At 69.6% G+C, this 18,695-nt stretch carries 22 protein-coding genes; 15 read left to right on the forward strand and 7 right to left on the reverse strand.

Annotation, left to right across the window (positions count from 1 at the left end; all coding sequences use genetic code 11):
- Positions 1-335: 335 nt before the first annotated feature.
- The 4 genes from ACFQZQ_RS13090 (at position 336) to ACFQZQ_RS13105 (ending at position 3,060) form a co-directional block, all read left to right on the forward strand.
- Positions 336-1,061: a response regulator transcription factor gene (locus ACFQZQ_RS13090; protein WP_386813319.1), complete on the forward strand. Its 726-nt coding sequence runs from the start codon at positions 336-338 to the stop codon at positions 1,059-1,061.
- Positions 1,051-2,328: an ATP-binding protein gene (locus ACFQZQ_RS13095; protein ID WP_386813321.1), complete on the forward strand. Its 1,278-nt coding sequence runs from the start codon at positions 1,051-1,053 to the stop codon at positions 2,326-2,328. The genes ACFQZQ_RS13090 and ACFQZQ_RS13095 overlap by 11 nt, the downstream gene beginning before the upstream one ends.
- A 138-nt stretch (positions 2,329-2,466) precedes the next feature.
- Positions 2,467-2,697: a hypothetical protein gene (locus tag ACFQZQ_RS13100; protein ID WP_386813322.1), complete on the forward strand. Its 231-nt coding sequence runs from the start codon at positions 2,467-2,469 to the stop codon at positions 2,695-2,697.
- A 30-nt stretch (positions 2,698-2,727) separates the two neighbouring features.
- Complete coding sequence (locus ACFQZQ_RS13105; RefSeq protein ID WP_386813323.1) at positions 2,728-3,060, forward strand: hypothetical protein; 333 nt, start codon at positions 2,728-2,730, stop codon at positions 3,058-3,060.
- A gap of 44 nt (positions 3,061-3,104) precedes the next feature.
- On the opposite strand, the gene ACFQZQ_RS13110 is transcribed toward ACFQZQ_RS13105, so the two are convergent.
- From ACFQZQ_RS13110 to ACFQZQ_RS13120, 3 genes are all read right to left on the reverse strand, one after another.
- A complete protein-coding gene (locus ACFQZQ_RS13110; RefSeq protein ID WP_386813324.1) occupies positions 3,105-4,127 on the reverse strand; it encodes an alpha/beta hydrolase family protein in 1,023 nt (340 codons plus the stop codon).
- 171 nt (positions 4,128-4,298) lie between these two features.
- Complete coding sequence (locus ACFQZQ_RS13115) at positions 4,299-5,534, reverse strand: MFS transporter (protein WP_386813326.1); 1,236 nt, start codon at positions 5,532-5,534, stop codon at positions 4,299-4,301.
- 430 nt (positions 5,535-5,964) lie between these two features.
- Complete coding sequence (locus ACFQZQ_RS13120; RefSeq protein ID WP_386813328.1) at positions 5,965-7,662, reverse strand: tetratricopeptide repeat protein; 1,698 nt, start codon at positions 7,660-7,662, stop codon at positions 5,965-5,967.
- A 189-nt stretch (positions 7,663-7,851) separates the two neighbouring features.
- On the opposite strand from ACFQZQ_RS13120, the gene ACFQZQ_RS13125 reads away from it, so the two are divergent.
- Positions 7,852-8,259, forward strand: coding sequence for a DUF2784 domain-containing protein (locus ACFQZQ_RS13125; RefSeq protein ID WP_386813329.1), 408 nt, complete (start codon positions 7,852-7,854; stop codon positions 8,257-8,259).
- A 122-nt stretch (positions 8,260-8,381) separates the two neighbouring features.
- The gene (locus ACFQZQ_RS13130; RefSeq protein WP_386813330.1) at positions 8,382-8,759 is read left to right on the forward strand and encodes a hypothetical protein; all 378 of its coding nucleotides are present in this window, start codon (positions 8,382-8,384) and stop codon (positions 8,757-8,759) included.
- 44 nt (positions 8,760-8,803) lie between these two features.
- On the opposite strand, the gene ACFQZQ_RS13135 is transcribed toward ACFQZQ_RS13130, so the two are convergent.
- A complete protein-coding gene (locus ACFQZQ_RS13135; RefSeq protein ID WP_386813332.1) occupies positions 8,804-9,202 on the reverse strand; it encodes a hypothetical protein in 399 nt (132 codons plus the stop codon).
- A gap of 269 nt (positions 9,203-9,471) precedes the next feature.
- Here ACFQZQ_RS13135 and ACFQZQ_RS13140 point away from each other — a divergent pair, with 269 nt between their 5' ends.
- From ACFQZQ_RS13140 to ACFQZQ_RS13160, 5 genes are all read left to right on the forward strand, one after another.
- Positions 9,472-10,194: a L,D-transpeptidase family protein gene (locus tag ACFQZQ_RS13140; protein WP_386813334.1), complete on the forward strand. Its 723-nt coding sequence runs from the start codon at positions 9,472-9,474 to the stop codon at positions 10,192-10,194.
- Between the two features lie 175 nt (positions 10,195-10,369).
- The gene (locus ACFQZQ_RS13145) at positions 10,370-10,738 is read left to right on the forward strand and encodes a DUF6463 family protein (RefSeq protein ID WP_386813335.1); all 369 of its coding nucleotides are present in this window, start codon (positions 10,370-10,372) and stop codon (positions 10,736-10,738) included.
- 74 nt (positions 10,739-10,812) lie between these two features.
- Positions 10,813-11,169: a PDZ domain-containing protein gene (locus ACFQZQ_RS13150; protein WP_386813336.1), complete on the forward strand. Its 357-nt coding sequence runs from the start codon at positions 10,813-10,815 to the stop codon at positions 11,167-11,169.
- A gap of 172 nt (positions 11,170-11,341) precedes the next feature.
- On the forward strand, positions 11,342-12,052 hold the full coding sequence (locus tag ACFQZQ_RS13155) for a hypothetical protein (protein ID WP_386813338.1): 711 nt from the start codon (positions 11,342-11,344) through the stop codon (positions 12,050-12,052).
- A 197-nt stretch (positions 12,053-12,249) separates the two neighbouring features.
- A complete protein-coding gene (locus ACFQZQ_RS13160; protein WP_386813339.1) occupies positions 12,250-14,160 on the forward strand; it encodes a transglycosylase domain-containing protein in 1,911 nt (636 codons plus the stop codon).
- Positions 14,161-14,325: 165 nt separating this feature from the next.
- On the opposite strand, the gene ACFQZQ_RS13165 is transcribed toward ACFQZQ_RS13160, so the two are convergent.
- The 3 genes from ACFQZQ_RS13165 to ACFQZQ_RS13175 all read right to left on the reverse strand — a co-directional run bounded on the left by ACFQZQ_RS13165 (position 14,326) and on the right by ACFQZQ_RS13175 (position 16,451).
- Entirely contained in the window at positions 14,326-15,144 is an 819-nt protein-coding gene (locus tag ACFQZQ_RS13165; protein ID WP_386813341.1) for an NAD-dependent epimerase/dehydratase family protein, read from the reverse strand.
- Between the two features lie 195 nt (positions 15,145-15,339).
- The gene (rlmF, locus tag ACFQZQ_RS13170) at positions 15,340-16,284 is read right to left on the reverse strand and encodes a 23S rRNA (adenine(1618)-N(6))-methyltransferase RlmF (RefSeq protein ID WP_386813343.1); all 945 of its coding nucleotides are present in this window, start codon (positions 16,282-16,284) and stop codon (positions 15,340-15,342) included.
- A 26-nt stretch (positions 16,285-16,310) separates the two neighbouring features.
- Positions 16,311-16,451: a hypothetical protein gene (locus ACFQZQ_RS13175; protein ID WP_386813344.1), complete on the reverse strand. Its 141-nt coding sequence runs from the start codon at positions 16,449-16,451 to the stop codon at positions 16,311-16,313.
- 100 nt (positions 16,452-16,551) lie between these two features.
- Here ACFQZQ_RS13175 and ACFQZQ_RS13180 point away from each other — a divergent pair, with 100 nt between their 5' ends.
- The 4 genes from ACFQZQ_RS13180 (at position 16,552) to ACFQZQ_RS13195 (ending at position 18,628) form a co-directional block, all read left to right on the forward strand.
- Positions 16,552-16,965, forward strand: a complete 414-nt coding sequence (locus ACFQZQ_RS13180; protein WP_386813345.1) for a helix-turn-helix transcriptional regulator — start codon at positions 16,552-16,554, stop codon at positions 16,963-16,965.
- 114 nt (positions 16,966-17,079) lie between these two features.
- Positions 17,080-17,463, forward strand: coding sequence for a VOC family protein (locus ACFQZQ_RS13185; RefSeq protein WP_386813346.1), 384 nt, complete (start codon positions 17,080-17,082; stop codon positions 17,461-17,463).
- A gap of 49 nt (positions 17,464-17,512) precedes the next feature.
- The gene (locus ACFQZQ_RS13190; RefSeq protein WP_386813347.1) at positions 17,513-18,040 is read left to right on the forward strand and encodes a DUF4199 domain-containing protein; all 528 of its coding nucleotides are present in this window, start codon (positions 17,513-17,515) and stop codon (positions 18,038-18,040) included.
- Between the two features lie 132 nt (positions 18,041-18,172).
- A complete protein-coding gene (locus ACFQZQ_RS13195) occupies positions 18,173-18,628 on the forward strand; it encodes a hypothetical protein (protein ID WP_386813348.1) in 456 nt (151 codons plus the stop codon).
- Positions 18,629-18,695 lie beyond the last annotated feature (67 nt).

Below are 18,695 nucleotides of genomic sequence, written 5' to 3' on the forward strand. Positions count from 1 at the left end.
TTGTTGTTTGCGGGGACCTTCATCGGCGGCAACGACTTCACTGGCGGGATCGGAGGCGGCTGGGTTGGGAGAGATTCATCGCCATGATCGGAAGCGGTGTGTCGGAGAGCGGTAGGAGCGGGCTTCGCAAACCGTTAAGCAGCCTCCGAGTGCTTGGCCCGACCCAGCTTGCTGGCGATGGAGTTCGCCCCGTGCGCGGACGAACTCCGGTTGATGTGCATCGGCGGCATGGGAGAATCCGCGGCAGCTGTTCCGACAGTGCTCCGACGCGTCACGCCGGAAGCTGCAAGGCCTTGCGCGCCGTTTCGCGCACCGAGTGATTCCTGGGAGATGGCATGCGCTTGCTCGTGGTCGAGGACAACCGGAGCCTGGTGGCGAACCTGTTCGAGTACTTCGAGGCGCGCGGCCACACCCTGGATGCCGCGCCCGATGGGCAGACCGGCTTCCACCTGGCCATCACCCAGCCCTACGACGCCATCGTGCTGGACTGGATGCTGCCGCGGCTGGATGGCCGCGAGGTGTTGCGCCGCCTGCGCGAAGAAGCCCATTGCGATGTGCCGGTGCTGATGCTGACCGCGCGCGACGAACTACCCGACAAGATCGCCGGCTTCCGTGCCGGCGCCGACGACTACCTGACCAAGCCCTTCGCCCTGCCCGAACTCGAGGTCCGCCTGGAAGCGCTGATGGCGCGCGCCGCGGGCCGGGGTCGCAGCCGCGTGCTGCAGGTCGCGGACCTGCGCTACGACCCGACCACGCTGGAAGTCACCCGCCAGGGACGCGCCTTGCGCCTGTACCCGGCCTGCCGGAAATTGCTGGAGGTGTTGATGCAGGCCAGCCCGGCGGCCGTCACCCGCGAACGCCTGGAGCGGGCCTTGTGGGGCGATGACCCGCCCGATGGCGACATGCTGCGTTCGCATGTCTACGAACTGCGCCGCAGCGTCGACGGCCCGTACCCGCTGAAGCTGATCCACACCCTGCCACGCGTGGGGTACCGGTTGTTCGACGGCAGCCTGGCCGACGCCGGCCCGCCCGAAACCAATGAGGTGGCCGATGGTCGCTAGATCCGGGCTTCGCCAGCGCATCGTCGTCGGGCTGTTGGGGTATGCGGTTCTGCTGACCGCCGCCGTGCTGGTCCACGGCTTCGTGGTCAACGAGCAGGCCGAGCAACTGGTGTGGCAGTCCTTGCTCGGATCGGAGCTCGACCATTTCATCGAACGCAGCGAAGCGGACCGGGAGTACCGCTGGACCGACACCGAAACGCTGAAGCTGTTCGATGGCAGCGTGCCCGGCCGCCTTCCTGCGAGCTTGCGTGGCCTCGCACCGGGCGTCCACGACGATGTCGACGTCGACGGCGGCGTCCGGGTGGTGCTGGTACGCGATGTCAACGGCCGACGGCTGGCCTTGGCGCTGGACATCGCCGAGCTGGAGCAACGCGAAACCGACCTGGCCTTGACCGTGCTGGGCTCGGCCACCGTGGTGATCGCGTTGCTTGCCATCGCCATCGCCTGGGGCGTGGGGTTCCTGGTGCGTCCGCTGAGCGAGATGGCGCAACGCATCGGCTCGCTGCGGCCGGACCGCGCCGGGGAGCGCATCGAGGTCGCCGAGTCGGCCAGCGCCGAGCTGGTGGTGATCGCCGACGCCCTCAACAACTATCTGCAACGCAACGAGCACTTCGTCGAGCGCGAGCGCGCCTTTATCGACAGCGCCAGCCACGAGTTGCGCACGCCGATCGCGGTCATTGCCGGCGCCACCGAACTCGCACTGGGACAACCCGGCGTGCCCGCAGCCGCCCGCAACCAGCTGGCGCGGATCCAGCGCACCGCGCGCGACGTCGAACACCTGATCTCGCTGCTGCTGGTGCTGGCCAAGGACCCGGCCCGCCTGGCCAGCGTCAGCGAGCCCGTCGCGCTGGACCAGCTGTTGCCGGAGATCGTCGAGGATCACCGCCACCTCACCCGCGGCAAGGACCTCGCACTGGTGGTGGACGCATTGCCACCCAGCGAGATCGTCGCGCCGCTGCCGATCGTGCAGGCGGCGATCGGCAACCTGCTGCGCAATGCGATCGAGAACAGCGATCGCGGCGAGATCCGGATCCGCCTGGAGCCCGGCGCGACCGTCGTCATCGAAGACCCGGGCCACGGCATGACCCCCGAGGAAATCAGCGCGATCTATGCGCAGGTGGCGCGCGGCGGCGGTGACCGCGGCGGCGGCGGCATTGGCCTGGACCTGATCGCGCGCTTGTGCGAGCACCTGGCGTGGAAGCTCGATATCGTCTCCCATGCCGGGCGCGGGACGACCACCACGCTCGAACTCCGGGGCCGGCCTTGAATCGTCCACCGATCGCGTCGGGTCGTATCCAGCCACAGCGCCCGCTGGCCTTGAATACCTAAAGATTTCGACAGCGACGGCCGTCCGTGAATGGTCTCCTATGCGTGCCCGGATGGCGGGCATCCACGGAGAAGTGTCATGGCTCAGAAGACCTGCGCGGCATGCGATTGCGAACTCGACGGCGACGCGATCACGGTGACGATCGGCGGGCGCAGCGTCGAGGTGTGCTGCGAGGAATGCGCTCAGAAGCTGCGCGAGGCCGGTGCCAGCGCGCACGGCGTTGCAGGCCTGCAACGCTCCGGGGCGCAACGTCCGTTGGTCGGACCCCGGCCCGTGGTCGTGACCGCTGCACTGCAACCCGAGCGTTAACCCCATCACCTATGGAAGCGGAGAAGGACGATGGCGATCCACCCCAAGACGCTGTTCGATGCGCTGGCCTTGGCGACGGTGTTGGCGACATTCCTGCTGCTGGCGAGCGCCTGCAGCCACATGCAATCGACCGAACTGGGGCCGGAGCAGACCGCGGAACTGGCGGCCACGGCGATGGCCGCGCAGGGCGGCAACGGTTTCGTCTGCGACGGCGGCAACAGCACCTTCACCTGCTTCTGCAAGAAGGGCGCGACCGGCAACTTCTCGTGCAAGGGCATGGCGCAGCTGTGCCGCCCGCACAAGGTGATCTGCAGTCCCGATGGCTGGTGCCATTGCGGCGGGCTGTACCCGAAGGTCCGCTGACGGGCGGTGGCGGAGTGGCGGGGGACGTCCGCCGGCCATCGGCGTCAGCGCGGCTTCAGGCGCTCATCGAAGAACGCCACCACGCTGGCGTTCATCGCGGCATGGAAGGTCCTGCGGTCGAACTGCCCCGGGTCCGTGCACAGGCCCGGTGGCCGCAGCAGGCCGCACGGGGTAAGGAACGAGGTGTGCCCGGCACCGGGCACCGCGTGGAACTCGACCCGCGCGCCGAGCGCTTCGCGCACCGGCTTGGCATTGGTCGCGTACGGGACCTTGTCGTCCTGCTCGCCGCTCCACAGCTGCACCGGCACGCGCACGTCGGCCAGGCCGTTGGTCCCCATCGCGAACCCCAGCCCCGGTGCCGCCACCACCGCCGCCTTGATCCGCGGGTCGGCCACGAACGCATCGCCGACGCCGGGCGCGGCGGCATCCAGCAACGGCGACTTGGCATGGCGCAGCACGTCGCAGATGAACTCCGGCGAGGCGGTGCACTGCGTCGCCACCAGGCGCAGGTCCGGCGCGGCGCCGACAGCGGTCAACACCGTGAAGCCGCCCGCGGAAAACCCGAACGCGCCGATGCGCTGTGGGTCGATGCGGCCGCGCTCCGGCCAGGCCGTGAGCATGTGGTCGACGGTCGCGCGCAGCTCGCGGTTGCGGCCACTGAACAGGTTCACCGAGCCGGCGGCGGCCTGGTCGGCGAAGTTGTCGCCGCTGTGCATCGGCGCGGCGACGACATAGCCGGCATCGGCCAGCGCCATCGCCAGGTCGGCATGGCTGCCGGGCCCGCCGCCGTTGCCGTGCGAGATCACCACCAGCGGCAAGGCGCGTCCGTCGACCGCGGCCGCGGGCGCCACATCCATCACGATGCCGCCCAGGAACGTCGTTGGCCGTGGCCGCGCCTGCGTGGGATACCAGACCCCGACCGCGAACGCGCGCCCGTCCGCCCCCGCCGCCCGGACCAGTTGGAAACCCACCGGCCGCTCGCTGCGCTGCGCCGTGGCAACGGCAACGCCGACCAGCACCAGCACCAGGACCGCGGCCGCAATCAGGATCCGACGAAGCCATTTCATGGGTCTTTCCCTCAGGGCAAGCAAGCAGCGGGCAACCACTGCAACGTGGCCGGACCTTATCCACGGACGGCTGCCACCGCCCGTGCCAGAGGTCTGCAGACGGCCGGCGTTGCCGCTCGCACCGGCGGCCCGGCGAGCGAACGATCACCGCGGCCGCGCCGCTGGCGACCATCACTCTTCGGCGTGCACGCCCCGGAACATCGCCAGCAGCGTCAGGTCGTAGGCGATCTTCAGCACCCCGCAGGCCAGTAGCGGCGCCGCCAGCCAGCCGGCGGCGAACAGCGCGCCGCCCAGCGACGGGCTCAGCGCCGAGGCCAGGCTGCGCGGCACCGCGGTGTAGCTCGCCGCCGCGCTGCGCTCGGACGGGCTGACCACCGCCATCACGAACGCCGCACGCGTGGGCACGTCCATCTGCGACAGCGCGGCGCGCACGAACAGCAAGCCGAGCGCCAGCTGCATCGAGGGCGCGAACGCCGCGGCGATCAGCGCCAGACTGGCCGGGATGTGGGTGAACACCATCGTGTTGAGCAGCCCGATGCGGCGCGCCACCCGCGGCGCCGCCAGTTGCGACAGCGCGCTGAGCAGGCCCGACCAGAAGAAGAACGTCGCCGCCTGCGCCAGCGACAGGCCAAAGCGTTCGAACAGCCACAGCGCCAGCAGCGACTGCACCAGCAGGCCGCCGGCGAAGGCATCGATCGAGAACAGCGCCGCCAGCCGCGCGACGATGCGGCGCGACTCACGCAGCGGCACCGGTGGCGCGTGCGGCCCATCGTCGTCCGATGGCGGCAGGCGCGCATACAACAGCCAGATCGCCACCCCGGCCAGGCCGTACACCACGAACATCCCCCGCAGCGCCGGCAACAACCCGATGCCCGCGCGCACCAGCGCCTCCGGCGCGGCCGCGGCAAGCGAGCCCAGCGCCGCGCACAGGGCAGCGACCAGCGAATAGCGCGCGAACAGCGTGGTGCGCGACGGCCCTTGCGCGGCCGGCCCCTGGACGGCATTCGCCAGGCGCATGTGCTCCAGCGGCAGGAACACGCTGACGTCGCCGGCGCTGGGGTTCAACGTGCCCACGAACGCGACCAGCAGCAGCGGCCAGAACGCCGACAGACCGGCGAATGCGAAGCCGGTCAACGCCATCAGCAGCCCCGCCGCGCGCAGCAGCCGGCCGTGCGGCAGGCGATGCCCCCAGCGGCCCACCGCCAGCGTCATCAGCGCCGAGCCGAGCAGGGTCGCGGAACTGAGCACGCCGACGTGCCAGACGTCGAAGCCCAGCGCCAGCAGGTACGCCGGCAGCAGCACCGCCACGAAGCCGTCGACCGCGGCGCGCAACCCGCGTCCGATCAGCAGCAGCCGCACCTCGCGCGATGGGTGCGACGCGGGCGCAGCGGCCTGGGCAGGGGGCATGTCGACACCTCGACGTCGGGGCGCGTCATCCGACGCAGGCTCCACGATAGAGAACGTAGGCTGGGTTGGCTTCACCAACCCAGCGTCCTGGCGCACGCGTTGCTGGGTTGATGAAGCCAACCCAGCCTACGGTGCGTACGTTGCTGCCGCGGATTCAACCCGACGAGGCGCCATCGGAGTGGTCGCCCTTGCCGACTGACTGGTCCGTGGCGACAAGGTTCCGGCGCCGGAAACATTCCCGTGACATTCCGTCGCTACGACGCGCAAGAAGCCGGATGTTCGACCGCGCGGGAACCCAATGCGGCGCAACGCCCATCGGTTACGCCCGCAGGAAGTCCCCTTGGGCGACGACCCGGATGAAATCCCCTTCGGCAGCACGCTCCACGTGGGCGAATGCGCAACGCATCCGCCCCCGTAGCCACGACTGCATTCACATCCGCGACGCGCTGAGCTTGATGTCGGCGTTCTGCCAGGCCTTGGCGAAGCGGCCGTCCACCGCCTTGGCCTCGGCGTCGCGCTTCTGCGCGCGCAGGCTTTGCGCCAGGCCGTACAGCGACCAGCCGTTGTCGGGATTGCGCTTGAGTTCCTCACGGTACGCCGCTTCGGCTTCGGCGGGCTTGCCGGCGGCGAGCAGCATCGCGCCCAGGGTCTGCCGGGTCGGCGAATGCCAGCCGGGTGGTTCGTCGTAGGGAATCTGGTCCTCGATCACCACCGCCTCGCGCAGCGCCGCGATGCCGGCCGCGCGATCGCCGCGTGCGGTCGCCAGTTCGCCGGCCAGGGTGCGTTCGGCGATGCGCGCCGCATGTGTCAGCGGGTAGCGGTCCCAGACGGTGAGCGTGTCCAGCACCGGATCGGCGGCGCGCTGCGCGAGTTGCGTCAGATGTTGCTCGGCTTCGTCCAAGCGCTGCTGGCGCACTGCGGCCATGCCCTGCGCGTAGTGCCAGATCGCGGTGACATAGGGCAAATCCGGCGCGGGATTGGGCACGCCGACGATCTCGTCCCACAGCCCGAAGCGCACGCGGTAGAACCACGGCGTCAGCCAGTACTGCTGCAGGCCGGCGAAGCCGGGCTGGCGCATCAGCTCGGGCAGGTCGGTGCGGGTGGCGGTCTGCTCGGCGGCGGATTTCGCCAGCGCGCGGGTGCCTTCCATGCTCGCCGCGAACCACAGGAAGTGGTGGTTGTGCGGCACGTAGCCGAGCGGATACACGCCCTTGGTATTGCCGCGGCAGATCGCGAGGTAGGCGTCGTCGGCCTGGATCGCCAGCTGGTTGGCGAGCACCGCGTCATGCCAGCGGCCCACGCGCGAGTAGATGTGCGCGGGCATGTGCACCAGGTGGCCGGAGCCGGGAATCAGCGTGCGCAGGTGGTCGGCGGCGGCGGCGCCGCGTTGCGGATCGGCCGAGGCTTCCACCGCATGCACGTACAGGTGCAGCGCGCCGGCGTGGTCGGGGTTGCGCTTGATCACCGATTCCAGCGTCGACACGATCTGAGCGGTGTGGCCCTTGGGCTGCAGCTTTTCGTCGTAGTAGTTCCACGGCTGCGTGTCCATCATCGCCTCGGCGTGGAGGGTGGCCGCGTCGAGATCGTCCGGCAATTCGGCGACCAGCTTGCGCGTGGCCTCGACGTAGGCCGCGTCCAGCGATTTGCGATCGGCCGCTGGGTTCTCGGCGTAGCGCGCGGACAGCGCGCGGATGAACGCCTGCTCGCGCGGCGTCGCCTGGGGCGCCAGTGCGACCGCCTTCTGCAAGCGCGTCCATGCGGCGGCATTGTTGGCCGGGTCCATCGCGGCATTGACGTGCGGGCCCAGCACCAGCGACGCGCCCCACCAGCACATCGCGCAGTCGGGATCCAGTTCGGTCGCGCGCAGGAACGAGCGCTCGGCGCCGTCGTGGTTGAAGCCGTAGGTGAGCATCAGCGCCTGGTCGAACCAGCGCTGTGCTTCGGGCTTGGCGGTGATGGCGACGTGGTAATCGCCCAGGCCGTCGAGCAGGGTGGCGCCGACGATGCCGGGCAGGACCGGCGCGGGCGCGGTGGACGTGGTGGGCGACGTGTCTGGCGATGGGTGCTGGCACGACAGGCCAAGCGAGGCGACGGCGGCGGTCAGCGCGATGGCCAACAGGCGGTTCATGGCGGTACCCCTTTGCCTTGGGGAACTTTGTTCTACGCCGTCAACACGCGCGAATCAAACGCGCGCGGCGGGCAAATTTCACGCCAATGCGCGCGTGCAGGCGCCGTGCCTTCAGACCGCGGGTGCGCTGCGCTTGCCCGGGCTACGCGAGGGCGATCGGCGGCGCGCAACCTCGGTACAGTCGCGCGCATGACCGCGCTGTCGCCCGCCCTCGCCGCGCACCTGGCCGACGCGATCCTGCTGCTGCACGTCGGCATCGTCGTGTTCGTGCTGCTCGGCGCGCTGGCGATCCCGCTCGGCGCCTGGCGCCAGTGGCGCTGGGTGCGCGGCTTCCGCTGGCGGCTCACGCACGTGCTGCTGATGGCCGGCATCGCGCTGCAGGCGTGGCTGGGCGCGTTGTGCCCGCTGACGGTGTGGGAGCAGGCGCTGCGCGAGCGTGCGGGCCAGGCGAGCTACGGCGACTCCTTTATCGCGCACTGGCTGGCGCGGCTGATCTTCTTCGAGGCGCCGTGGTCGCTGTTCGTCGCCGCCTACACCGGGTTCGCGCTGCTGGTGATCGCGGCCTGGTTCGCGGTGCCGCCGCGTCGCGGGCGGTGACGCGTCGAAGAGGCCGCAGCCAGCGCCGCCGCGCGCGACCGCGGGGTGTGCGGTTGTTGCGATCGCTTCGCTGGCCCATCCTGCGGCACCGACCCTTGCGCACTGCAACTGGAGCCGCACCGATGATTCGATTTCCCCGCCACCCGTCCGCTGCCGTCATCGCCATCGCGCTCGCGGCGTTGTCCGCCTGCGCCAGCACGCCCACCACTGCCGACGCGCTGGTGGTCGGCCAGCAGGCCACGATCGAAGGTACGGTGGTCGGCGTCGACACCGCCCCCTGGGCCTACGACGGCAATGCGGTGGTCACCGTGTCCACCCGCGGCGCCGGCATCGTGCGGGTGCAACTGCCGGCGCGCTGGAACCTGTGCAAGGCGCAGCCGCTCGGCGACGTGCAGTCCCTGCAGCCAAGCGATCGCGTCCAGGCCGTCGGCACCGTGACCGGCGCCGGAGAGCTGGTGGTGTGCGAGCAGCCGCAGCACCGGCTGCGCAAGCTCGACTGAGCACCGCGCGCCAGCCGCGATCGGCGGCGTGCCGCCGGCAACGGTTACGACGATTCCTCGCCCACGCCGAGCACCGCCACGCGGCGCCCGCGCGGCGGATGGAAGTCCACCTGCACGTGGCTGGCGCCGTGCTCGCACGCGTGCCGGCCTTGCCGGCGGATGAACTGCTGCAACTGGCGGACGTCGTCGCTGGTCGGGGCTTCGGAACTGGAGGCCGGCGCGTCGACCCCGCGGGCAGCGACCTCGCCGACCGTCACCGACGGCAACCGCAGGTGGCGCGCGACCTGGTCGCGGGTCGGCCAGGTGCCGTAGCTGCAGTGGATCAGCATGGTCGCGCTCGGCGCGGACGCGGGCGCGGGCGCGGGCGGCTGCGCGATCGCCGCCGTCGCGTTGAGCGCGGCGGCGACCAGCAGCGATTTCAGGACCAGGCATCGGACGTCCATGGGCGCATTCCACTCGGCGGCCAGCGAACGCTTCGGCGGCCCTCGACCGTTAGTTCGGGCTGCGCGCGGGGCGATTACGTGGCGGCTGCCGACGGCAGCTCGCCCGCATCGGACGCGCGACAGGCGCGTCCTTCCGCTCAGCTGCCAGCCAGACAGATCAGCCTCCAGTGAAAAAACGCCGCGGCTTTTCGGCCAATTCAGGCCCGCATTTAACCGGCGGCTAACAAAGTCAATTCCTGCGTCATGCGCCGTCTTCTAGCGTCCACGCCATGAAACCGATCCCGCGCAATGCCCGCCCCTCCTTCCTGCTCCTGCGCGCCGCGGTCCTGGGCCTGGCGCTGGCCGCCGCGCCGGTGCTGGCGCAGAACGCCAGCGACTGGCCGATCGCCGATGCCGGCACGCCGCAGGTCCCCGGCGACGACGGCCGCGACCAGGGCGGGCCCGCGGGGGACCTCGAACTCGAGCCCGGCGCCTACCGCTGGACGCCGGAGGCTTCGCCGGTCGGCCCGCTGGTGATCGTGGTCAGCCTGCCCGAGCAGCGCGCGCACGTGTACCGCAACGGCATCCGCATCGGCGTGTCGACGATCAGCAGCGGCAAGCCCGGCAACGAGACCCCAACCGGCGTGTTCCCGATCCTGCAGAAGCGCGAAGTGCACCACTCCAACCTCTACAACAACGCGCCGATGCCGTACATGCAGCGCCTGACCTGGGATGGCATCGCGTTGCACGCCGGCCGCATCCCGGGCTACCCCGCCAGCCACGGCTGCGTGCGCCTGCCCAAGGCGTTCGCGAAGATCCTGTTCGCGCAGACCGAGCACGGCGGCATGGTGGTGATCGCCGACGAAACCTCGCACGGGCCGTCGGTGGTGTGGCCTAGCGACCGCGCCCCGGTCGACGCCTACACCGGGCTGGAACCGGGCCACGCGTCCGAACGCCTGGCCGCGCAATCGGCGACGACTGGCGCCGGCAGCAGCGTCGCCAGCGTCGAGTAACACGCGGCCGCGTGCCCCGCACGCGTTTTGCCCCGCCACGCCGAAACAGCGCGCGTGCATCTTGGATCAGGCGGTGTCGCCACGATCCGCCACAAGGTCGAGTGACATGTGGCATATCCCCCCGCAGCGTCCCGGCTGCCATGCTCCGCCCACGCAAACCAACGGCAGGGACGGCATGAAGAAGTGGATCGGCAAGTGGGTGATGTTCGTGGCCCTGGGGCATACCGTCGTGGGCATCACCTTCTTCGGCAGCGTTTATCGCGAGCTGCTGGCGAGCGGTTTGTACAACTCGATTACCTCCGAGAAGGCCGGGCTCGCCGCGTGGTTCGCGTTGTTCGGGGCGGTCCTGTTCGTGGTCGGCATGCTGCTGTCCGCGCTCGAAGCCAACGGTTCCCCCATTCCCAGGTCGGTCGGTGTCGCGCTGTTGCTGCTGACCGTGCTCGGCGTGGTGCTGATGCCGGTGTCGGGCTTCTGGCTGATGTTCCCGGTCGCGCTGCTGATCGTGCTGAAGAAGGCACCCGGCGTTCGCCCGCTGGCGATCTGAGCCGGGCGCTTGCGCGGGCTGCTGCACGCGCAGCGCGACGTGCGTCCCACCCCTGCCTTTATCCAGGAACACCCATGAAGCTTTCCGCGCTCGCACTCGTGCTCCTCGCGTTGTTCTCGTCGCTCGTCCCATCGCCCGCCTTCGCCAAAGCGCGCCTCGGCTTCGGCGTGGCGGTGGCGACCGAGGGCTTCCTCAGCACCACCCTGGCCGAAGTGAAAGTCGCCTCGGTGCAGGCCGGCAGTCCTTCGGAAAAAGCCGGGCTCAGGAAGGGCGACCTGATCGTCGAGTTGAACGGCAAGCCGATCAAGGGCGCCAGCGGACTGGCGCTGAAGAAGACCCTGGCCGCCGTGCAAGGCGGCGACCACGTCGTGCTGAAGGTGCAGCGCGCCGGAACCGGCCCGGTGCTGATCGACATCGTCGCCGGACACTAGCAACGAGCCCAGCGTGCTGGCACCGCCGGCCCGCAGGCTGCCTCGTCACCTGAGTGAGATCCGAGCCCGAGGCATGAACGCGCCCCCCTCTTCCTGACATCCCCATTTTCTGGCCGCATGCCCGGCCAGCAGCCGTTGGATCACAGACCCAACCACGGCAGGGATGCGCGTCATGAACGGACTCTTCAAACACGCCGGCCTGGCGTGCTGCCTGATCGCCGCACTCACGCTGCCAGGTTGCAAGGGCTGCGCGCCGATCAAGGCCAAGACCGTCGAATTGCTCCCCAGCGCCCCGCTCAAGACCGGAACCAAGGGAACCGCGGGTTTAGAAGGCGCCTGCCTGCGCGCGGGCAAGGTTCCGCCAAGCTCGTTCGCGCCCGCCGCCAACGAGATGCTGGTCGGCTTCGACAACTTCTTCCGCAAGGGCACGCCGCCCCTGCCCTGCCACGACATTCGCGTCGCGGTGTTCCGCGGCGGGGTCGTGTTCGACCTCAGTCAGTTCGACTCCGTCGCCTCGGCGCGGTTGCGCTTCGACGTCGCGCGGTCGGTAAGTCGCAGCGGTGGCGAAACCGTCTCCAGCTCGCCACCGAAGTCGCACGCGACCACGCTCGGCATGGCCACGCAGCCGTTCTCGAGTGCGATGAACTTCGACAACGAAGCCACGCTGCCGTCCGCGCCCAACCTCGACCTGATGGTGTCGAGCCAAGTACGCAGTTGGGTCGACAAGGAGCGGCCCAACTTCGGCTTTGTCGTTGCCGGTCCCACCGGTCTGCCTGACAAGAGCAACCTTCCGCGCAACAACGACGCGCAGGTGACCTTCTATCGCAACTTCCGACTGGAGGTCATGTACAACCCCGAGCGGAATCCGCGCGCGCCGCAGTGACGGCGCGTCGGTTTCGTCGACCGGATTGGGTGGCTCAAAGGCGTGACGTCCATGGATCCCCGCCTGCGCGGGGATGACGTCAGACCTCGCGGGGCGCATTGGCCGAAGGCGTAATGCGCCGAATGGCGACGACCGCGCCGCCGGCGCCGCGGCTGCCGTCACGCAGCCGATGAAGCCGTCCAGCGGACACTTCGCCGATGAGCGAAACCGCGACCTTCCCCGCAGCCCCCATCGACACTGCCCACAACGCCGCGTCGCCGTTGCGTCGTCTCGCCGGGCGCATCCGCGACCGGCCGTGGCGCGCCGCGGGCATCGCTGCCGTGCTCGCGCTGCTGGCGTTCGCCTGGCTCAGCTGGGCATTGCCGATATCGCAGGCGCTGCAGCCGCTGCCCGAACCGACCTTGATCCTGCTCGACCGCAGCGGCGAGTCGTTCGCGCGGCGCGGTGCTTACAAGGAAACCCCGGTCGACGTCCGCATCCTGCCGCGCCACGTGCGCGACGCGGTGCTGGCGATCGAGGATCGGCGCTTCTATTCCCACGCCGGCATCGACCTGCGCGGCGTCGCGCGCGCGGCCCGCCACAACGCGACCGCCGGCAAGGTCGAGCAAGGCGGCAGCACGATCACCCAGCAGCTGGCCAAGACCTCGTTCCTGTCGTCGGAGCGGACGTTCCGGCGCAAGGCGCAGGAAGCGCTGATCGCGACGTGGCTGGAACTGCGCCTGGACAAGAACGAAATCCTGTCGCGCTATCTGAGCAGCGTCTACTTCGGCGACGGCACCTACGGCCTGCGCGCGGCGGCGCGGCACTACTTCGACACCACGCCCGAGAAGCTCGACCTCGGCCAGGCCGCGATGCTGGCCGGCATGATCAAGGCGCCGTCGACGCTGGCGCCGACCGACAACCTGCGCGGCGCCCGCGCGCGCGCGCAGGTGGTGCTGCGCGCGATGGTCGAGGCCGGCGCGATCACCCAGGAGCAGGCCGACCGCGCGCGTCCGGCGCGCCTGCGCAGCGGTCGGGCCGACCTGCCGGTCGGCAGCTACTTCGCCGACTGGGTGTCGCCGCAGGCCAAGAACGCCTTTGCTGCCGACTACGGCGAGGTGCACGTGCCGACCACGCTCGATCCGCGCCTGCAGGCGCTGGCCGAACAGGTCGTGCGCGACGGCCTGCGTCGCGGCGCACGCGATGGCGTCGGCCAGGCCGCGCTGGTGGCGATGCGCAGCAATGGCGAGGTGCTGGCGATGGTCGGCGGCGGCGATTACGCCAAGAGCGCGTTCAACCGCGTCACCCAGGCGCAGCGCCAGCCGGGCTCGACGTTCAAGCTGTTCGTGTACCTCGCGGCGCTGCGCGACGGCATGACCGCCGATTCGCTGGTCGACGACGCGCCGATCACCCTCGGCGACTGGACGCCGCAGAATTACGCCAACCGCTACGCCGGCCCGGTCGCGTTGCGCGACGCGTTCGCGCAGTCCAGCAACGTCGCCGCGGTCCGCCTGACCGAACAGGTGGGCCCGCGCGCGGTGGTGCGCGCCGCGCGCGACCTCGGCATCCGCAGCGAACTCGCCAACGAGTCCACGATCGCCCTGGGCGTGTCGGAGACCAACCTGCTGGAGATGACCGCCGCCTACGCCAGCCTGGGCTCGCAGACAGGGGTCGTGCAGCCGCGCGGGCTGATGGACATCGGCGATGACGACCAGCCGAGAGAGTCCGCTGCGCCGGCGCTGGAGCCCGCCGAACGCGCCGCTTTGCTGGACCTGCTGTGGTCGGCCGTCGACCACGGCACCGGCAAGGCCGCGCGACTGTCGGTGCCGGTGTTCGGCAAGACCGGCACCACCCAGGAAAACCGCGATGCGATGTTCATCGGCCTGGCCGGTGACATCGCGGTCGGGGTCTGGCTGGGCAACGACGACAACACGCCGATGCGCGGCGTGACCGGCGGCGGACTGCCCGCGCAGATGTGGTCCGCGTTCACCGCCCAGGCCATCGGCGCGCGCGCGTTGGGCGCGCCGCCCGTCGCGACGACGCGTCGCCACGAACCTCCGCGCAGCTCACGCTGGCAGAAGCTGCGGCATCGCTGGTTCGGCAAGGGGAAGAAGCGCGGCAGGCATTGACCCGAACGCGCAGTCGGCTTGCCCACCAAGCCTGCGGGCGGCAATGGCGCGCATCTGAGCCGCGGGAGGACGGCTGCTCGCGAACGTGATGCCGCCACGGGCCGGTTCGGACTGGCGACTTCCGCTCTTCCTGCTCGCGCCTTTATCGCTGGAGCCGCGCCGTCGCTACTGTCCCGGCGGCGCCAGCAGCCCCGCATAGCCACTGCGGTAATCCGGATAGCGCGGCGTCCATCCACTCGCGCGCAGGCGCGCGCTGCTGACGCGGCGTCCGCTTTCCGGCAGTTGCGCGGCGACAACCGGCGCCAGGCCTTCGTGGGCGCGCACCCAGGCAAACACATCCGACTCCAATGCCGGTAGCGCATCGCTGCCGAGGTACAACGGATCGGGCTGCGGCAGGTCGAGCAGGTGCGACAGCGCCGCCGCCGCGTCATCGACGTGAACCCGATTGGTCCAGTGTGGCCGGCCCGGTGTGCCCGCACGGGCGCGACGCAGCAGCGCGTCGCGACCCGGTCCGTACAGGCCGGTCAGGCGCAGCACCACGGCGCCACGCTCGCGCGCCAGCTCGCCCTCGGCTGCGCGCAGCACGCGGCCGTTGAAGGCCGGCGGTTGCTCGGGCGTGTCCTCGTCGACCCACTCGCCCGCGTCCTCGCCGTAGACCGCGGTCGAGGACACCAGCAGCACGCGCGGTGCCTGCACGTGGTCGAGCATGCGGCGCAGGCCGTCGACGAACAACGCGCGGTAGGCGGCCTCGTCGCGGCGATCCGGCGCGGCGCAGAACACCAGCGCGTCGGCGCGGCGGGGCAGCAACCGCAGCCCAACGCCGGACACCAGGTCGGCGCAGACCGCACGCACGGCGCTGTCGGACTCGGTCGGCCGCCGGCGCAGCGCCAGCACCTCGTCGCCGCGCGCCGCGCGCAGCCGCGCAAGCCGCCCGCCGACATCGCCGGCGCCGGCAATCACCAGGGTGGAGCGATCACCGGGCATGCCGTATTCCGCGCAAAGGTGGCCCGATGCTACGCCGGGCGTGAGGTGCCGGGACCTTCCCGCGGGCGCATCGCGCATCCCGCACTCCTCGGCGGCGACGGCGCCCGGGCGTAGGGCGGGCTTCTAACCCGCCGTGTCGGACTCGGCGGCATGGCGATGGCGGGTTGAAAACCCGCCCTGCGTGAACCGCCGCGGTTACACGCGAGGCCAGCGCTCCAGGCACCATGCCGCGCGTTGCGCAGGGTCCAGAAAGGTCCACGCCACGAAGCGGCTGCGCTTGTTGCCCTGCGCCATCGGCACTTCGCGCACGTCGCTCGCGCCGGCTTTCGCAAGTTGTTTGCGCAGGTCGGCAAGGTGTTCCGACTTCGCCACCAGGCTGCTGAACCACCGCACCTGCGCCCCGATGCCGGCGCTCTCGCGGATCATCCGTCGCACGAACGATGCCTCGCCGCCGGTGCACCACAGTTCGCCGGCCTGGCCACCGAAGTTCAGCGGCGCCTGCTGCCTGCCCAGGTTCTGCGACTTGCGCCGGCTGCCGCGCGCCGCTTCGTCGGCGCTGGCATGGAACGGCGGATTGCACAGCGTCAGGTCGAAGCGTTCGTCGCCGTGCACCACGCCCGCGAAGATGCGTCCGCGATTGGATTGGTGGCGCAACTCGATCACCTCGCCCAATCCGGGGTTCGCCTGCACGATCGCGTGGGCCGCCTGCAATGCCGTCGCATCGACCTCGGAACCCACGAAGCGCCATCCATAGTCGCCGTGTCCGACCAGCGGATAGATGCAGTTGGCGCCGACCCCGATGTCCAGCACCCGGATCGCGTTGCCGCGCGGGACGACACCGCCATTGCCTTCGGCCAGCAGGTCCGCCAAGCCGTGCACGTAGTCGGCGCGGCCGGGGATCGGCGGACACAGGTAGCCGTCCGGGAGTTCCCAGTGCGCGACGCCGTACTGCACCTTGAGCAGCGCGCGGTTCAATGCGCGCACGGCGGCGGGATCGCCGAAGTCGATCGTCGCGTCGCCGACCGGACTTCCGATGACGAAGCCCGCCAGCTCCGGGCACGCTGCGGTCAATCGCGCGAAGTCGTATCGACCCTGGTGGCGGTTGCGTGGGTGTAGTGGTGCCTGGAGGTTGCTGCGCATTCCATTCCCGTCTTTCGATGACTCGTTCAGTCCGCCTCGATGGTCGCGTCGTAGCGGTCCAGTCGGGACAAGACGTCTGGCCTGGTCGCGTACTTGCTTCGAAGCGCGGCCAGTTGTTTGTCGGTTCCCCTGCAGTAGCGCTCGATGCCTGCGTTGACTTCCGCCATGCGCTGTTCGTCAGGCGGATCGGGGACCTCACGGCGAAAGTGCTCGCACCGCCCCGTGTCCATGTTGGCAGGCGCAAATCGTTTCTGTCAGTCTCCGGACATGGCGAAAACCGTCCTCCTGTACGCGCTGGCGCTGGCGATTTCGGTCGCGGCCCTCGAGTGGTTGGAGTATCGCTATGTCACGCGCGCGTTTTCGACCGAGATCTACATTGTGTTGCTGGCGGTCGGTTTCGCGGGCTTGGGGTTGTGGGCCGGTCAACGCCTGACCCCCCGATCGGCGCCGCCGGCGTTCGTGCGCAACCAGGCGGCGATCCGCTCACTGGGTCTGACCGAGCGTGAGTGCGAGATCCTGGAGCTGCTCGCATCCGGGCAGTCGACCAAGGAACTGGCGAAGCAGTTGGGCATCTCGCCCAATACCGTCAAGACGCATGTCGCCCGGGTCTACGAAAAACTGCAGGTGCAGCGTCGCATTCACGCGATCGACAAGGCCCGCCAGCTGGGGCTTATCCCGTAGCCCCGGAGGGTGGCATGGCGGGAATCACCCCTTCGGGGGATGGCGTCCGGCGGGCGCCTTCTGGAGGATCCGCATCGTGAGATCGCCCATTCCTGAAGCGATCGGAGACGTGCCATGAATTTCCCGCAGCCCGGCGTCGCGGTGGCCTTCGTGTATGTGAGCGACCGGGAGCGGGCGCTTAGCTTCTACTGCGACACGCTTGGACTGCGACTGCGCAGTTCGGACGCGTTCGGCGATTTCATCGACTTCGGCGCGGCCCTGCTGCGCATGACGGTCATGGGACCGGAGTACAAGGCGCAGCCCCATCCCGTGCTCGGCTGGAATGTTGACGACCTGGCGTCTGCTGCCGACGTACTGCGCCAACGTGGCATCGTGTTTACCTTCCACGAAGGCATGGGCCAGGACGAAGCGGGCATCTGGACCTCACCGGATGCTCGAACCAAGGTCGCCTTTTTCGCCGATCCGGACGGCAACGTCCTGACCCTGTCCCAGGGCTGAGCCCGGCCGTCCCCCTGCCGGGCGGCGCGCCCACAACGGAATCACCGCAATGAGATACGCCTTCGTCTACGGCTTGCTGTCGGGCCTGGTGGTAATCGCCACGATGCTCATCGGCATCGTGCTGGGTGGCCAGCAGAGCATTTTCAGCTCCAAGTGGTTCGGCTACCTGGTCATGCTGGTGGCGTTGACCTTCATATTTGTCGGCGTGAAGCGCTATCGGGATGTCGATCTGGGCGGCGTGATCCGGTTCCGGCCCGCATTCGCGGTGGGGCTGGGGATCGCGTCGGTCGCCGGACTGGCCTATGTCGCGGTCTGGGAAATCTACCTGGCGATGACCGACTACGCGTTCATGGACCAGTACATCGCCGGGATCCTGAGGGCCCGCCAAGCGGAAGGAATGACGGCCGCCGCGCTGGCCGCCGAGGCCACGAAACTGGAAGCGATGCGGGTGCAGTACGGCAATCCGCTGTTCCGAATTCCAATCACCTTTCTCGAGATTTTCCCGGTCGGGGCGATCGTTGCGCTGGTGTCGGCGCTGTTGCTGCGCAACGCGAAACTGCTGCCGGCGGCGCGCTGAGTCGCGCAGCCTCGCCGCTGCGATCCACTTCACGGCGAGGGCTGACTTGACCGAGGTCTCCACCACCCACCGTTGCCCGGCATTGGCCACCGGTGTCCTAGTCCATCCAAACGCAGATCCTGGGAGAGCACGATGAGCGACATGACAGTGAAGGACATGACAGGGAAAGCGCCTTGGCACCTGTGGCTGGTCGGCGTGATCGCGGTGCTGTTCAACGCCATCGGGGCATTCGATTTCGTGATGTACATGACCCAGGGCAGCAGTTACCTCGCCAGCGCGGGCATGAAGCCGGCACAGATCGCCCACTATGAGGCGATGCCGACGTGGATGACCGCGGTGTGGGCGGTCGGCGTGTGGGGCGCGATGCTGGCGTCGGTACTGTTGCTGTTGCGCAACCAGCTGGCCTATCCGGTCTTCGCCACCTCGCTGGCGGCGTTCCTAGTCAGCCTGCTCTACACCTATGTGCTGACCGATGGCGGCGCCATCATGGGCGGGCAGATGATGGCCACGAACGGGGTGATCGCGGCGCTGCTCGGGCTGTTGTTGTGGTATTCGCGTGCCATGGCGAGCAGGCACGTGTTGCGCTGAGCGGAACGCGGGCCTCGCACCCGGCGAACCGCATCGCCGTAGGCGGCTTCGTGTGAACCGGGACTGG

The sequence above is a fragment of the Lysobacter koreensis genome (assembly GCF_042677045.1).
Taxonomy (GTDB): Bacteria; Pseudomonadota; Gammaproteobacteria; order Xanthomonadales; family Xanthomonadaceae; genus Lysobacter_K; species Lysobacter_K koreensis.

Bases quoted from the DNA above. Each gene is read 5' to 3' on its own strand.
- ACFQZQ_RS13090 (WP_386813319.1), top strand. From the start codon at position 336: ATGCGCTTGCTCGTGGTCGAGGACAACCGGAGCCTGGTGGCGAACCTG.
- ACFQZQ_RS13095 (WP_386813321.1), top strand. From the start codon at position 1,051: ATGGTCGCTAGATCCGGGCTTCGCCAGCGCATCGTCGTCGGGCTGTTG.
- ACFQZQ_RS13100 (WP_386813322.1), top strand. From the start codon at position 2,467: ATGGCTCAGAAGACCTGCGCGGCATGCGATTGCGAACTCGACGGCGAC.
- ACFQZQ_RS13105 (WP_386813323.1), top strand. From the start codon at position 2,728: ATGGCGATCCACCCCAAGACGCTGTTCGATGCGCTGGCCTTGGCGACG.
- ACFQZQ_RS13110 (WP_386813324.1), bottom strand. From the start codon at position 4,127: ATGAAATGGCTTCGTCGGATCCTGATTGCGGCCGCGGTCCTGGTGCTG.
- ACFQZQ_RS13115 (WP_386813326.1), bottom strand. From the start codon at position 5,534: ATGCCCCCTGCCCAGGCCGCTGCGCCCGCGTCGCACCCATCGCGCGAG.
- ACFQZQ_RS13120 (WP_386813328.1), bottom strand. From the start codon at position 7,662: ATGAACCGCCTGTTGGCCATCGCGCTGACCGCCGCCGTCGCCTCGCTT.
- ACFQZQ_RS13125 (WP_386813329.1), top strand. From the start codon at position 7,852: ATGACCGCGCTGTCGCCCGCCCTCGCCGCGCACCTGGCCGACGCGATC.
- ACFQZQ_RS13130 (WP_386813330.1), top strand. From the start codon at position 8,382: ATGATTCGATTTCCCCGCCACCCGTCCGCTGCCGTCATCGCCATCGCG.
- ACFQZQ_RS13135 (WP_386813332.1), bottom strand. From the start codon at position 9,202: ATGGACGTCCGATGCCTGGTCCTGAAATCGCTGCTGGTCGCCGCCGCG.
- ACFQZQ_RS13140 (WP_386813334.1), top strand. From the start codon at position 9,472: ATGAAACCGATCCCGCGCAATGCCCGCCCCTCCTTCCTGCTCCTGCGC.
- ACFQZQ_RS13145 (WP_386813335.1), top strand. From the start codon at position 10,370: ATGAAGAAGTGGATCGGCAAGTGGGTGATGTTCGTGGCCCTGGGGCAT.
- ACFQZQ_RS13150 (WP_386813336.1), top strand. From the start codon at position 10,813: ATGAAGCTTTCCGCGCTCGCACTCGTGCTCCTCGCGTTGTTCTCGTCG.
- ACFQZQ_RS13155 (WP_386813338.1), top strand. From the start codon at position 11,342: ATGAACGGACTCTTCAAACACGCCGGCCTGGCGTGCTGCCTGATCGCC.
- ACFQZQ_RS13160 (WP_386813339.1), top strand. From the start codon at position 12,250: ATGAGCGAAACCGCGACCTTCCCCGCAGCCCCCATCGACACTGCCCAC.
- ACFQZQ_RS13165 (WP_386813341.1), bottom strand. From the start codon at position 15,144: ATGCCCGGTGATCGCTCCACCCTGGTGATTGCCGGCGCCGGCGATGTC.
- rlmF (WP_386813343.1), bottom strand. From the start codon at position 16,284: ATGCGCAGCAACCTCCAGGCACCACTACACCCACGCAACCGCCACCAG.
- ACFQZQ_RS13175 (WP_386813344.1), bottom strand. From the start codon at position 16,451: ATGGCGGAAGTCAACGCAGGCATCGAGCGCTACTGCAGGGGAACCGAC.
- ACFQZQ_RS13180 (WP_386813345.1), top strand. From the start codon at position 16,552: ATGGCGAAAACCGTCCTCCTGTACGCGCTGGCGCTGGCGATTTCGGTC.
- ACFQZQ_RS13185 (WP_386813346.1), top strand. From the start codon at position 17,080: ATGAATTTCCCGCAGCCCGGCGTCGCGGTGGCCTTCGTGTATGTGAGC.
- ACFQZQ_RS13190 (WP_386813347.1), top strand. From the start codon at position 17,513: ATGAGATACGCCTTCGTCTACGGCTTGCTGTCGGGCCTGGTGGTAATC.
- ACFQZQ_RS13195 (WP_386813348.1), top strand. From the start codon at position 18,173: ATGAGCGACATGACAGTGAAGGACATGACAGGGAAAGCGCCTTGGCAC.